The sequence below is a fragment of the Mycobacterium sp. IDUB_5 genome (assembly GCF_055419565.1).
In genome coordinates this window covers 321,394-334,798 of the sequence record NZ_JBVAXX010000006.1, presented here as the reverse complement: position 1 = coordinate 334,798, position 13,405 = coordinate 321,394, and the positions used below count along the sequence as shown (strand labels likewise).

Below are 13,405 nucleotides of genomic sequence, written 5' to 3'. Positions count from 1 at the left end.
TGTTCAGATGAGCACTTTTGTGTTATCGTTGCAGTGCGGGCCCGGCCGCGGCAGTCGTCGATGCAGCACATCACCGCATTGCCGCGGCAGGCCCGCGCCATACATGGCGAAAACTGTTGATCGAGAACAGGTTCAAAGAGTCTGAACGGTTCACGGAGTGTGAACGGCTCACGGAGTGTGAACGGCGAAGCCCCAGGGCAGTTCGAGTCGATGCGCCGCGAGCAGTGCAGTGTCGGAGAGCACCTCGCCGATCGGTCCGTCGGCCACCACCGAGCCGTGGTCCATGATCACCGCGCGGGTGCACAACTGCGCGGCATAGGGCAGATCGTGGGTGACGATCATCATCGTGGCCTCGAGCCCGGCCAGTGTCTCGGCCAACTCACGTCGAGCCACCGGGTCGAGATTCGCAGAGGGCTCGTCGAGGACCAAAACTTCTGGCTCGCAAGCCAATACGGTCGCCAATGCGGCCCGTCGGCGCTGCCCACCGGACATGTGGGCCGGGCTGCGGGCGGCCAGTTCGGACATCGAGACGGCCTCCAGTGCGCTGGCCACCCGTGCCTCGAGCTCGGCGCCGCGCAGGCCGAAGTTCGCCGGACCGAACGCGACGTCCTGGGCAAGCGTCGGCATGAACAGCTGGTCGTCGGGGTCCTGGAACACCAACCCCACGCGACGTCTGATCTCGCGCAACGTGCTGCGCACCACCGGTGTTCCACCGATATCGACGCGGCCCCGCGATGCGCTGAGCACCCCGTTGAGGTGCAGCATCAGCGTGGTCTTGCCCGCCCCGTTGGGTCCGAGGAGGGCGATCCTCTCCCCCGGCGCGACATCGAGGTCGACACCGGCCAGCGCGGCGTGTCCATCGGGATAGGTGTAGTGCAGGTCCTCGACGTGGACCGCAGCGGTGCTCATCGAATTCGAGCTCACCGGATCACCCACGCTGACATGGCGACCAGCACCGCGACCGAGGCGGGCAGCAGCGCGAGCACCCACTGCCGAGACGACGCGGCGGCGGGACAGCCTGCGCCGAGAGCCAGCGGCGGTACCCGCCCGTCGAAGCCACGCGACAGCATGGCCAGATACACCCGCTCACCACGCTCATAGGACCGCAGGAACAACGCTCCGACGCCGGCAGCGGTCGCGCCGATCTGGTGCAGCATGCGCGGCGAGTCCCCCCGCGACACCCGGGCCAGCCGCATCCGCCGGATCTCGGCGGCGAGCACGTCGATGTAGCGAATCATCAGCGTCAGCATCGAGACGATCACCGCGGGCACCCGCAGCCGGCTCAACGCGACCGGCAACTCGCGCGCCGTCGTGGTGGCGGCCACGGTCAACGAGGCGGCCACCCCCAGCGTGCCTTTGATCACGATGCCCCACGCCGCGTACAGACCCGGCACCGACAGAGACAGTCCGCCAATGGTGACCTGCTCACCGCCCTCGGCGAACGGAAGCAACACTGCCAGCACGACGAACGGCGCCTCGATGAGCATCCGCGGCAACACCCACCGCAGCGGGATCCTGGCGACCGACCAGACCACGAGCACGATCAGCGCGTAGATACCGAAGGGCCAGAACATCTCTCGCGGGGTGGCGACGACCGCGAGCACGAACGCCATCAGCGCGACGATCTTCACTTCGGCGGGAAGCCGATGCAGCGGCGAGTCACCGTCGCGATACAGCGGATGCGCGTGGCCGGCCCCCATGGTGTCAGTCTCGCTGTCAGTCTTCGGAGGCGGGCGCGGAGACCCGGCGCGAGCGCGCGATCATCCAGAAGGCGCCGGAGGCGACGAGCACCGTCACGGCCACACCGGCCACGCCGGCCAGCCCGCCCGTCCCGTCGCGTCCGCCGATGGAATAGTCCGCCAGCGGGGAGTGCGCGAGCCCGTGCTCGCCGGCGTGCTGGGCGATGCAGTCACCCTGCAGCTGTTCACCATCGGGGGTCTGGACGAGTTGGCAGCCCTGCATGGTGACCGAGTCGAGCCCGTCGGGGCTCGAGCTCGCCAGGTAGGAGAGCCCGCCGGCGATCAGCAGTGTCGCCACAGCGAAGGCGGCCCAGAAGCGCCAGCGGCGCGCGCCGCTCATGCCGCCACCGCGGCAGGTGTGCGGGTGGAGCGCAGGAGGTAGACCAGGTCCGGCCGGGCGCGCACCACGGCGACCACCGTCAGGGCGGTGATGATGCCCTCCCCGATGCCGATCAGGACGTGGGTGCCGAACATGTAGCTCGCCACCGTGGTCAGTGAGGACGATCCCGCGCCGCCCAGTGCGTACTCCAGCACGAAGCCCATCGCGGCGCACACGGTGCCCACGACCGCCGAGACGAACGCGACTCCACCCACGACCGGCACCGACACCTCGCCGCGCATCCGCCGCACGAGGCGGTAGGTCAGCACGGCGGTGCCGTAGCCCGCGGCAACCCCGATCAGCGCCATGTTGGTGATGTTCGTGCCCAATGCCGTGACGCCACCGTCGGCGAACAGCAGACTCTGCACGACGAGCACGATCGCCACACACAGCGCGCCGGTGAACGGTCCCACCAGGATGGCCGCCAGCGCGCCACCGAGCAGGTGTCCGCTCACGCCGGGCAGGATCGGGAAGTTGACCATCTGGACGGCGAAGATGAACGCGGCGACCAGGCCGGCCAGCGGCACGGTGCGCTCGTCGAGCTCCTCCCGGGCCCGCCACGCGCAGATGCCGAGGGCCACCAGGGCGAGGACCCCGAACAGTACGGAGACCGGGGCGTTGACGATGCCGTCGCTCATGTGCATCGCCTCGTAGTGGACAGTCACATCGGCGAGCGTATGACCCATCTGATCATCTGTCTAGCTGATCAGATGAGCAGGCTTTCGGGCTCGTCGACCTACCCGTCCGGGTAGGTGTTTCAGCCTCGGATCCGTTCGCCGGCGGGGTCGTAGAGCGGTCGCAACGACACCGAGATCGGATACCGGCGGGCCCCGACGCTGATCTCGTAGTCCCCGGAGCGCACCCAGTCGGCGTCGATCACGGAGCCGCCCCCGGCGCGCAGGTACGCCAGCCCCACGCAGGCGCCGGTCGTCTCACCCCACGCCGCCGAGGTGGCCTGCCCGGCGACCACACCGTTGCGCAGGATCAGCTCACCACCCCACAGCATCGGTTCGGCCGAGTCGACGCGGAATCCGGCGAGTTTGCGCGCCGGCCCCCGTCGGCGCGCGTTCTCCACTGCCGCACGGCCCAGGAAGTTGATGTCGGTGCCGAGCTTGCAGGCGAACAGCAGGCCGGCCTCCACGGGGTTCTCGCTGGGCGAGAGCTCCCGGCCGAAGGCCCGGTACCCCTTCTCCAGGCGGAGTGACTCGAGGGCGTAGTAGCCACCGCGCGCGACCCCGGGGTCGGCGCGCATCAGGTCCTCATAGACACCGACGGCGAATTCGGCAGGCACGTACAGCTCCCAGCCGAGCTCGCCGACGTAGGTGATGCGGGTCGCGCGCACGGTCGCATACCCCAGCGACAGCAGGCGGCTCGTCCCGAATCCGAAGGCGGCGTCGGACAGGTCGGCGTCGGTGAGCTGTGCCAACAGCTCGCGTGAGCGCGGACCCATGACGCCGAACACCGCGTAGGCCGAGGTGACGTCGACGATGTGAGCGTCCATCCGCGCGTCCGGCAGATTCCTGCGCACGTGGTCTTTGTCCCGCTCGGTGCTCGCGGCGCCGCTGACGACGAGGAATTCCTCGGCGCCGGTGCGGGTGACCGTGACGTCGGCCTCGTAGGTGCCGCGCGCGTTGAGCATGCCGGTGTAGACCGACCTGCCGACCGGCACTCCCACATCGGCGGTACACAGCCACTGCAGGGCGGCTTCTGCGTCTCGGCCGACGACGAGGTACTTGGAGAACGACGTCTGGTCGAACACCGTCACCGCGCTTCGGGTGCTGCGCTGTTCGGCCGCCGACCAGGCGAGCCAGTTCGGCTTGCCCCAGGTGTACTCGATCTCCGGGGCCTGCCCCTCCGGGGCGAAGAAGTTGGCGCGCTCCCACCCCATCTTGCTGCCGAAGTTAGCGCCCGCCGCGTCGAGCAGATGATGCACCGGGGACCGCCGGAAGGGCCGGGCTGTCGTCATTTCCCTATTGGGCCAAGGGATTTCGTAGTGAATGCCCAGCACCTCGGCGACCCTGTCGTGCAACCATCGGTTGTTGCCGTTGAACGGGGCGAACCGGCGGATGTCCACGCCGGTGAGATCGGTGGTCGGGGCGCCCTCGACGATCCATTCCGCGAGTGCACGCCCGGCGCCGCCCGCCGTCGCGATGCCGACGGAGTTGAAGCCGGCGCCGACGAAGAAGTTTCGGCACTGCGGCGCTTCGCCGAGGATGAACTGATTGTCCGGGGTGAAGCTCTCCGGCCCGTTGTAGAACTTCTTGATGCCGGTGGTCTCGAGCGCCGGGATGCGCAGCAGCGCGCTGTTCATCAGGATCTCGAAGTGCTCCCAATCCTCGTCCAGCAGCTGGAATTCGAACGGATACGGGATCGCATCGGGGGACACCCACGGTTTGGCCTCGGGCTCGAACCCACCGATGACCAGTCCACCGACCTCTTCCTTGAAATAGGTGTAGCCGTCTGGGTCGCGCAGGATCGGCAGGTCCGGATGCACCCCGGCGATCGGTTCTGACACGACATAGAAATGCTCGGCCGAATGCAGCGGCACGTTGGCGCCCACCATCGCGGCGACCTGTTTGGCCCACTGGCCGGCGCAGTTGATGACGATCTCGGCCTCGACGTCGCCGGCGTCGGTGCGCACCCCCGTCACCGCGCCGTCTGCGGTCGTCACACCGATCACCCGGGTCTTCTCGACGATCCGGGCGCCGCGCATCCGCGCCCCCTTGGCTAGCGCGAACGTCAGGTCGGTCGGGTTGGCCTTCCCGTCGGCGGGCAGCCAGATCGCACCGACCAGATCGTCGGTACGCATGACCGGGTAGTACTCCGCGGCTTCTGCGGGAGTGAGGAGCCGGCAGTCGAGGTCGAAGGCCGCGGCGTTGGCGGCGGTACGGCGCAGCTGCTCCATCCGGTCCTCGGTGCGCGCGACCGTGACGCCACCGCATTGCTTGTAGCCCGCCGACAGACCCGTCTCGGCCTCGAGCTCGCCGTAGAGCGCCGTCGAGTACTGCACGAGCCGCGTCATCCCCTCCGAGGCGCGCAGCTGACCCACCAAACCTGCTGCGTGCCAGGTGGTTCCACTGGAGAGCTGACCCTGTTCGATCAGCACGACGTCAGTCATGCCCAGCTTCGTCAGGTGGTAGGCCACGCTGGTACCGATCACTCCCCCACCGATGATCACGGCGTGGGCGCGCGCGGGCAAGGACTTCGCGGAGGTCATGTCATCCTCGTCGGTCGTCGGCTGCTACCTGGTCGAGCAGCTCGTGGTAGCCGGGACTACGGAACTCGGCGACGGCCGCCTCATAGCGCTCCATCGCCCACTCCCAGAAGTCGAATTCGAGTGAACTGGAACCATTTTGGATGCACCCCCACAGCGTCCAGCCGTACTTGGCCACGATCCCCTGCAGGTGGGCCCGCGCCGTCTTCTCGGGTCGCGGACACCCGTAGTACGCGGTGACGAGCTCGTCGAGCTGGTCGAGGGACAGACCGCACTCGCTCCAGATGTTGCCCAATTCGAAGCACGGGTCGTTGTTGCCCGAGTACTCGTAGTCGATCAGGTGAATCCGGTCGCCGTCCTCGATGAAGTTGCCGGCCAACAGATCGTTGTTGCACGGCACCAGCGTGGTGTCCGCGGTGAGCACCTTCCGTGCTGCGGCGAATGCGCCGGCGTGGTCGTGGTAGTCGGCGGGGATTGCGAACCCGAGCCGTTGGGTGGTCGCCAGATACGCCGGCTGGCGTTCGAACATGTCGAACCGGTTGACGAAGCGGGGCCCCTCGTGCAGTGTGCGCACCGCCCGCGCCGCCTTCGCGATCACTCCGGGGCGTTGGAAGTCGTTGTTGGACAGCGTCTTACCCTCGACATAACCGAGGAGGAGCACACCGAGGTCCGGCCGGTAGTCCAGCACCGGCGCCCCCACCCCGGCGCGGTGCGCAGCCACGCTGTTGGCGTGCTCGCAGTCCCGGTCGATCTCGAGCAGGTTGCGCGTGGTGTCCACGCAGCGCGCGACGTAGATCCCGTCGGCGGTGGTGATCTTCACGTTGCGGTTGGTCAGGCCGCCGGAGAGGTCTTCGGTTGTCCGCTCCCGGCCCGCCAGCACCGGAAGCTGCTCGAGCAGCCCGTCCAGGTGATCGTCGGACAAGGGTGACGACATCGCTTCACTGTACGGGGTCGCCCTTCAAAGGTCTAGACTTAAACCGTCTCAGGTGGTGTCGGCGCGCGACCGGACGCGGATGGTGGTGCGGTCCGAGCGGTGGTAGTCACGCGAATACTCGACCGCAACACCGTTGTCGGAGAACGACGTTCGCACGATGAGCAGCAGCGGGCTGGTCGGCTCGACCCCGAGGATCGCGGCCTGCTCCGGAGTAGCCGACGTCGCCTCGATCCGCTCGTCGGCCGACGACGGACCATGGCCGTACCGGCGCATCAGCGCATACAGCGAGCCGTCCAGGTCGTCCGCAGGCAGGTCCGGAAACACCCCGGCAGGCAGATACGCCTCCTCGTAGACGATCGGTTCGCCGTTGGCCGTTCGGGCCCGCAGGATCTGGTGCACCTGATCGGTTCGGCGCAGTCCCAGTGCCCGGCTCACGTCGGGCTGCGGAGGGCCTGTGCGCACGCCGAGCACCTGCGCGCCGGGTTCGACCTCGATGCGGCGCATCTGCTCGGTGAAACCGGGCAGGCTCGCGTGGTCGAACTCGATACGGGGCGACGTCACGAAGTTGCCGCCGAATCGGCCGCGCCGGCGGTCGATCAGACCCTTGCTCTCCACGGCACCCAGCGCCTGACGCAACGTCATCCGGCTACATCCCAGCGCGGTGGCGATCTCCACCTCCGGCGGCAGCTTGTCCCCCGGCACCAGCCGCCCGGACGCGATGAGCCCTTGAAGCCAGGCCGCGATGCGGGCGTGCACCGGCCCGTCGCTCTTGCCACCGAGCACCGGCCCCGGCGCCAGCGGCGGCTCGTCGATGCTCAGGACCCGTGTCACCCGTGTCTGGCCCCGATCCAGTGCAGCAGATCGTGGACGGTCTCGTCGTCGAGTCGGTACCGCACCGACCTCCCGACCCGCTCGTTGCTCACCCACCCCTGCTGACGGAGCACCCGAAGCGCCTGGGACACCGCGTTCTCCGACCGTCCGAGGGCTGCGGCAAGATCGCTGACGACGATTCCCGGCGAGCGATGCAGGCACAGCAGGATCTCGAGGCGGTGCGGGTCGGACACCAGGTCGAAGCGCTGCGCCCAGCCCGCGGTGTCTACCTCGGCCAGCGCCGACGACGCGCGTTCGACCAGTTCGGCATCCTCCACACGTGCAATCTAGCCTCCGAGCCACCCCGGTGGCCCACATCCGCGCCGTCAGCGCTTCGTCGCGGTGACGAGCAGGTACTCCGCGTCGTAGGCGGTGCTGCCCTCGTCCTCGCTGCGATTCCACGCGGTCAGGAACTCCAGGAAGTCACGGTCGAGGGCCTCGACGCGCTCGGGATGCTCGCGGGTGTTGCGGTACGCAGCGATGGTCGGCCCGTAGTTGCGCTTCCAGTACTCCCTGAACTCCAGTGGTGTGGCGCAGTGGTCCATGCGCACGCTGCGCCGCCGCATCGACATGTCGCTGACGCGGTCACCGAACAACGCGCGGACGTGCTCTTCGCTGCCCCACAGCGGGGGCGGGTCGGCTCCGGGCGGGGGTGGCGGCGCGTACGGCTTCATCGTCGCGAACAGGTGACCGATGAACCCTTCGGGCGTCCAGCTGATCAGACCGATCCTGCCGCCGGGGCGGGCCACGCGGACCAGTTCGTCGGCGGTCGCCTGGTGGTGGGGTGCGAACATCGCACCGACACAGGACATCACGATGTCGAAGCTGTCGTCGGCGAACGGCAGCGACTCGGCGTCGGCTTCCACCCACTCGAGCGTCACTCCGCGCTCGTCGGCGATGCGCCGCCCCTGATCGAAGAGCTCGGGGGTGAGGTCGCTCGCGGTGACGACCGCACCTGTCGCCGCGGCGGGGATCGCGGCGTTGCCGGAGCCGGCCGCGACGTCGAGGACCCGGTCACCGGCGGCGACGCCGCAGGCCGCGACGAGCTCCGGGCCGAGGCTCGGGATGATTTCTGCGGCGACCGCGGGATAGTCGCCGGAGGCCCACAGCGCGCGGTGTCTGGCTTTGAGCTCTCGGTCCTGCGCTGCCCTGTCATGGGTGGTGTCGGCCATCGCGTGTTACCTCCGTGCAGCGATGGTCCCACTTTCCGCCCTGGCCGACGGCGGTTCGAAGCTCCTGGAATCAGTCCAGGAAGCCGTGCAGCAGGGCCGCCGAACCCCAGACGTGCGCGGCCATCGTCTGGGCGGCGGTGTCGACGTCGCCGGCCAGGATCGCCGCGACGATCGCCTCGTGCTGCTCATCGGAGTGCGCGATGTTGCGCGCCAACAGCGGGATGCAGTCGAGCAGTTCGTTGAGCCGCATCCGGTTCTGCGCCACCAGCGGCACCAGTGACGGCACCCCTGCCGCCTCGGCGATCGCGAGATGCAGGCGGGAGTCCAGCCGTCGGTAGTCGGCTGGATCGGCACCGCGCACGTCGATCAGCCTGCCGCGCAACGCTTCCCGCTCACTCACGCCAAGGGTGCGCTCGGCGGCCATGCGCGCCGCCCCCACCTCGAGGATCTCGCGCAGCCGTAGCGCGTCGTCGATGTCGGCGCGGCGCAATTCGACGTCGTCGGTGTGCGGTGTCGGCAGCTCCTCGGCCAGGAAGGTGCCGCCGTAGCGGCCGCGGCGCGAGACCAGATACCCGGCGTCCGAGAGGGATTTGATCGCCTCCCGCACGGTGTCGCGGCTGACACCGAGCCGGGCGGCGAGCTCCCGCTCCGGCGGCAGTGACTGGCCCGGTGCCAGCACTCCCAACCGGATCGTCTGCAGGAGTCGCTCGACCGTGTTCTCGAATGCGTTCAGCGGCCGCACCGGGCGCAGCAGGGCTGCGCTCGGGTCGGAGTCGTCCGCATCGGCCGTCATCGGGTGGCTACCGAGGCATCACAGCGGGGTGACGTAGTGGCCGCTGATCCCGCCGTCGACGAGGAACGACGATGCGGTGATGAACGAGGCGTCGTCGCTGGCGAGGAACGCGACCGCAGCGGCCAGTTCCTCGGGCTCGGCGAAGCGACCGACGGGCACGTGCACCAGACGGCGCGCCGCCCGCTCGGGGTCCTTGGCGAAGAGTTCCTGCAGCAGCGGGGTGTTGACGGGGCCGGGGCACAGCGCATTGACCCGAATGCCCTGGCGGGCGTACTGCACACCGAGCTCGCGCGACATCGCCAGCACGCCGCCTTTCGACGCGGTGTAGGAGATCTGCGACGTCGCCGAGCCCATCACCGCGACGAACGACGCCGTGTTGATGATCGAGCCCTTCTGCGCCGGAACCATGTGTCGCAGAGCGGCTTTGCAGCAGAAGAACACCGACTTGAGGTTGATGTCCTGCACGCGCTGCCAGGCGTCGATGCCCGTGTTCTCGATGAGGTCGTCCTCGGGCGGGCTGATGCCGGCGTTGTTGAACGCGATGTCCACCCCGCCGTGGACCTCGACGGCCGTGTCGAAGAGCTTGTCCACCGCGACCTGATCGGACACGTCGACCTGCACGAAGGTCACGTTCATGTCGTTGGCGACGCTCTGCCCGGTGGCCTCGTCGAGGTCGCCGATGACGACGATGGCACCCTCGGCCTGCATGCGCTTGGCCGTCGCCAGACCGATGCCGCTGGCGCCGCCGGTGATCACGGCGACCTTGCCGGCCAGCCGCTGGGTCAGATCCATCAGTGCTCAACCTCCTGAAGTGTGTCAACAGCTATGAAGACGTTCTTGGTCTCGGTGAACGACAGTGGGGCGTCCGGGCCGAGCTCACGACCCAGCCCGGATTGTTTGAAGCCGCCGAACGGGGTGCTGTAGCGCACCGACGAATGCGAGTTGACCGACAGGTTGCCCGATTCCACGGCGCGGGACACCCGCAGCGCACGCGACAGGTTGTCGGTCCAGATCGACCCGGACAGCCCGTAGGGGGTGTCGTTGGCGAGCGCGATCGCATCGGCCTCGTCCTCGAACGGCAGCACCGTCACGACCGGACCGAAGATCTCCTCGGTGACCGTGCGGTCGTCGCGCGCAGGTGTGAGAACCGTGGGCGGGAACCAGTATCCCGGACCCGATGGCGCGTCCCCGCGGAAGGCCACCGGGGCGTCGTCGGGAACGTAGCCGGCCACCGATTCCCAATGCGGCTTGGACACCAGCGGGCCCATCTCGGTGCCTTCGGCGCGCGGATCCCCCACCACCACACCCTTGACGGCCGGCTCGAACAGTTCCATGAAGCGATCGAAGACGCTGCGCTGCACCAGGATTCGGCTGCGGGAGCAGCAGTCCTGGCCGGAGTTGTCGAACACACCGTAGGGCGCCGTCGCCGCGGCTTTCTCGAGATCGCAGTCGTCGAAGACGATGTTGGCGCTCTTGCCTCCGAGTTCCAGCGTGACGCGCTTGACCTGCTGCGCCGCGCCGGCCATCACCCGCATGCCGACTTCGGTCGAGCCGGTGAACACGATCTTGCGGACATCGGGATGGGTGACGAAGCGTTCGCCCACCACGGAGCCGCGGCCGGGCAACACCTGGAACAGGTCAGCCGGCAACCCCGCCTCGAGGGCGAGTTCGCCGAGCCGCATCGTGGTCAGCGGCGTCCACTCGGCGGGCTTGACCAGCACGGCGTTGCCAGCGGCCAGCGCTGGGGCGAACCCCCACGACGCGATCGTCATCGGGAAGTTCCACGGCGTGATCACACCGACCACGCCGAGCGGTTCGTTGAACGTGACGTCGAGCCCGCCGGCGACCGGGATCTGCTTGCCGGACAACCGCTCCGGGCTGGCCGAGTAGTACTGCAGCACGTCGCGGACGTGGCCGGCCTCCCAGCGGGCGTTGCCGACGGGGTGGCCGGAGTTGGCGACCTCCAGCTGCGCCAACTCCTCGACATGGGCGTCGACGACGGCGGCAAAGGCACGCAACGCGCCCGCCCGCTCCGCCGGCGCCAGCCTGGCCCACGCCTTCTGCGCCACGGCGGCCCGCTCGACCGCGTCGTCGACGCCGGCCTCGTCGGTGTGGGTGACGGTGCGCAGCACCTCCTCGGTGGCCGGGTTGATCACGTCACTGGTCTTGCTCATGCGCTCACTTTCCTCGCTGCGTTCTGCGCCGCGGCGCCGACCAGGCCCGCGAACAGACGCAGGTCGTCGAGCCGCTCTTCGGGATGCCACTGCACCGCGATCACCCATTGGCCGGGGTGGCGGCGCGGATCCACCTCGATAGCTTCGATCACGCCGTCGCTGTCCGACGCGCTGACGATCAGACCGTCGCCCAGTCGATCGATGGCCTGGTGGTGGTAGCACTGCGCGTCGGTGCCCGAGCCGACCAGCGCGGCCACCCGCGTACCGGGGACGGTGGTGATCGTCGACGTCGAGAACATCGCGTTGCCCTGCTGGTGGCGGGGATGGCCGAGCACGTCGGGCAGGTGCTGGTGCAGCGACCCGCCGAGCGCGACGTTGAGGACCTGGGCGCCGCGGCAGATACCCAGCACGGGCAGGCCGCGGCGCAGGGCGGCGTGCAGCAGCGCCAGCTCGAACGCGTCGCGGGTGCGGCTGTCCGCGGTCGGTTCGTCGGTGGCCGGATGCCGGGTGCTGCCGTAGGCCGCGGGGTCGACATCTCGCCCGCCGGTGACGATCAACCCGTCCAGCCCGTCGAGGATGCGTTCGGCGATGGCGTCGTCGACCGGCTGCGGCGGGAGCAGCGTCGCGATGCCGCCGGCCAGCCCGACGCCCTCGAAGTAGATCGCGGGCAAGAAGCTGGCCCGCACATCCCACACCCCGGTCTGGGCCTGCTGCAGATAGGTCGTCAGCCCGATGACTGGCCGTACAGGATCAGAGGCGTTCAAAACCGCGCACCCTTTCCCAATCTGTCACCGCGGCGTTGAAGGCCTTGAGCTCCACGCGCGCGTAGTTCAGGTAGTGGTCGACCACGTCGTCGCCGAACGCCTCACGGGCGATCGTCGAGTTGTCGAACAACTCCACGGCCTCGGCCAGCGTCGTGGGCAGCCGCTCGGCGTCGCTCTTGTAGGCATTGCCCTCCAACGCATCCGGCAGCTCGAGCTCGTTCTCGATGCCGTACAGACCGCCGGCGATCAATGCCGAGACCGCGAGGTACTGGTTGACGTCGCCGCCGGGCGCACGGTTCTCCATCCGCATGCCTGCTCCGTGGCCGACCACGCGCAGCGCGCAGGTGCGGTTGTCGAAACCCCACGCGATCGCCGTCGGCGCGAAGCTCCCTTCGGCAAAACGCTTGTAGGAGTTGATGTTCGGCGCATAGCACAGGCTGAATTCCCGCATGGTGGCGAGTTGACCTGCGATGAAGCTGCGGAACAACGGTGTCATCCCGTCCGCGGCGTCGGCGTCGGCGAACACCGCACTGCCATCCTCACCGCGTAGCGAAATATGGATGTGGCAGCTGTTGCCCTCGCGCTCATCGAATTTCGCCATGAACGTCAGGCTCTTGCCGTGCTGGTCGGCGATCTCCTTGGCGCCGTTGCGGTAGATGGTGTGGTTGTCACAGGTGGTGCGCGCATGGTCGTACCGGAACCCGACCTCCTGCTGGCCCAGGTTGCACTCCCCCTTGACGCCCTCGCAGTACATACCCGCGCCGTCCATGCCGAGCCGGATGTCACGCAGCAGGGGCTCCATGCGCGTCGACGCGAGCATCGCGTAGTCGATGTTGTAATCGGTTGCCGGGGTGAGGTTCTTGTATCCGGCGGCCCAGGCGTCGCGGTAGGTGTCGTCGAACACGATGAATTCGAGTTCGGTGGCGGCATAAGGCACCAGACCGCGCTCGGCGAGGCGGTCGATCTGGCGGTTGAGGATGCTGCGCGGCGCCTGGGTCACCGGTCGACCGTCCGTCCATGACAGATCGGCCATCACCAGCGCGGTGCCCGGCTGCCACGGGATACGGCGCAGCGTGGCGAAATCCGGCGTCATCACCATGTCGCCGTAACCGGTCTCCCAGCTCGAGATCGCGTACCCGTCGACGGTGTTGTTGTCCACGTCGACAGCCAGCAGGTAGTTGCAACATTCGGCGCCGTGCTCGGCGACGTCGTCGGCGAACAACCGCGCCGAGATCCGCTTACCGGTCAACCGGCCCTGCATGTCGCAGAACGCGACGATCACCGTGTCGATGTCCCCGGAGTCGACCAACCCGTCCAGCTCGGATCGCGACAACATGCCTCGTGTCCCCATCGGTGTCCTCATCCT

14 protein-coding genes are annotated in these 13,405 nt (G+C 68.4%); all 14 read right to left on the bottom strand.

The genetic code is table 11. The annotated features are described in order from the left end of the window. Positions 1-168 precede the first annotated feature (168 nt). The 14 genes from ACZY1G_RS21585 to ACZY1G_RS21520 all read right to left on the bottom strand — a co-directional run bounded on the left by ACZY1G_RS21585 (position 169) and on the right by ACZY1G_RS21520 (position 13,390). Positions 169-909 (bottom strand): energy-coupling factor ABC transporter ATP-binding protein, encoded by a 741-nt coding sequence (locus tag ACZY1G_RS21585; protein WP_463823658.1) that lies wholly within the window; start codon positions 907-909, stop codon positions 169-171. A gap of 11 nt (positions 910-920) precedes the next feature. Next, complete coding sequence (gene cbiQ / locus ACZY1G_RS21580) at positions 921-1,700, bottom strand: cobalt ECF transporter T component CbiQ (RefSeq protein ID WP_463816841.1); 780 nt, start codon at positions 1,698-1,700, stop codon at positions 921-923. A 16-nt stretch (positions 1,701-1,716) separates the two neighbouring features. Next, a complete protein-coding gene (locus ACZY1G_RS21575) occupies positions 1,717-2,079 on the bottom strand; it encodes a PDGLE domain-containing protein (protein WP_463816842.1) in 363 nt (120 codons plus the stop codon). Then, a complete protein-coding gene (locus ACZY1G_RS21570; protein WP_463817182.1) occupies positions 2,076-2,762 on the bottom strand; it encodes an energy-coupling factor ABC transporter permease in 687 nt (228 codons plus the stop codon). The genes ACZY1G_RS21575 and ACZY1G_RS21570 overlap by 4 nt, the downstream gene beginning before the upstream one ends. Positions 2,763-2,875: 113 nt before the next feature. Then, positions 2,876-5,335 carry a GcvT family protein gene (locus ACZY1G_RS21565; RefSeq protein ID WP_463816843.1) on the bottom strand — a complete coding sequence of 820 codons (2,460 nt, stop codon included), beginning with the start codon at positions 5,333-5,335 and terminating at the stop codon, positions 2,876-2,878. A 1-nt stretch (position 5,336) separates the two neighbouring features. Further along, complete coding sequence (locus ACZY1G_RS21560) at positions 5,337-6,266, bottom strand: phosphotransferase (protein WP_463823563.1); 930 nt, start codon at positions 6,264-6,266, stop codon at positions 5,337-5,339. A 48-nt stretch (positions 6,267-6,314) separates the two neighbouring features. Continuing rightward, complete coding sequence (locus tag ACZY1G_RS21555; protein ID WP_463816845.1) at positions 6,315-7,097, bottom strand: GntR family transcriptional regulator; 783 nt, start codon at positions 7,095-7,097, stop codon at positions 6,315-6,317. Next, positions 7,094-7,414, bottom strand: coding sequence for an ArsR/SmtB family transcription factor (locus ACZY1G_RS21550; protein ID WP_335333292.1), 321 nt, complete (start codon positions 7,412-7,414; stop codon positions 7,094-7,096). Before ACZY1G_RS21550 ends, ACZY1G_RS21555 begins: the two co-directional genes overlap by 4 nt. A gap of 48 nt (positions 7,415-7,462) precedes the next feature. Then, entirely contained in the window at positions 7,463-8,308 is an 846-nt protein-coding gene (locus ACZY1G_RS21545; protein ID WP_463823562.1) for a class I SAM-dependent methyltransferase, read from the bottom strand. Positions 8,309-8,378: 70 nt separating this feature from the next. Beyond that, the gene (locus tag ACZY1G_RS21540) at positions 8,379-9,101 is read right to left on the bottom strand and encodes a FadR/GntR family transcriptional regulator (RefSeq protein WP_463823561.1); all 723 of its coding nucleotides are present in this window, start codon (positions 9,099-9,101) and stop codon (positions 8,379-8,381) included. 18 nt (positions 9,102-9,119) lie between these two features. Beyond that, positions 9,120-9,896, bottom strand: a complete 777-nt coding sequence (locus ACZY1G_RS21535; RefSeq protein ID WP_463817184.1) for a 3-oxoacyl-ACP reductase — start codon at positions 9,894-9,896, stop codon at positions 9,120-9,122. Further along, entirely contained in the window at positions 9,893-11,275 is a 1,383-nt protein-coding gene (locus tag ACZY1G_RS21530; RefSeq protein ID WP_463823560.1) for an aldehyde dehydrogenase family protein, read from the bottom strand. Before ACZY1G_RS21530 ends, ACZY1G_RS21535 begins: the two co-directional genes overlap by 4 nt. After that, on the bottom strand, positions 11,272-12,039 hold the full coding sequence (locus ACZY1G_RS21525) for a gamma-glutamyl-gamma-aminobutyrate hydrolase family protein (RefSeq protein WP_463823559.1): 768 nt from the start codon (positions 12,037-12,039) through the stop codon (positions 11,272-11,274). Before ACZY1G_RS21525 ends, ACZY1G_RS21530 begins: the two co-directional genes overlap by 4 nt. Beyond that, on the bottom strand, positions 12,026-13,390 hold the full coding sequence (locus ACZY1G_RS21520) for a glutamine synthetase family protein (RefSeq protein WP_463817185.1): 1,365 nt from the start codon (positions 13,388-13,390) through the stop codon (positions 12,026-12,028). The genes ACZY1G_RS21525 and ACZY1G_RS21520 overlap by 14 nt, the downstream gene beginning before the upstream one ends. Positions 13,391-13,405: the final 15 nt, after the last annotated feature.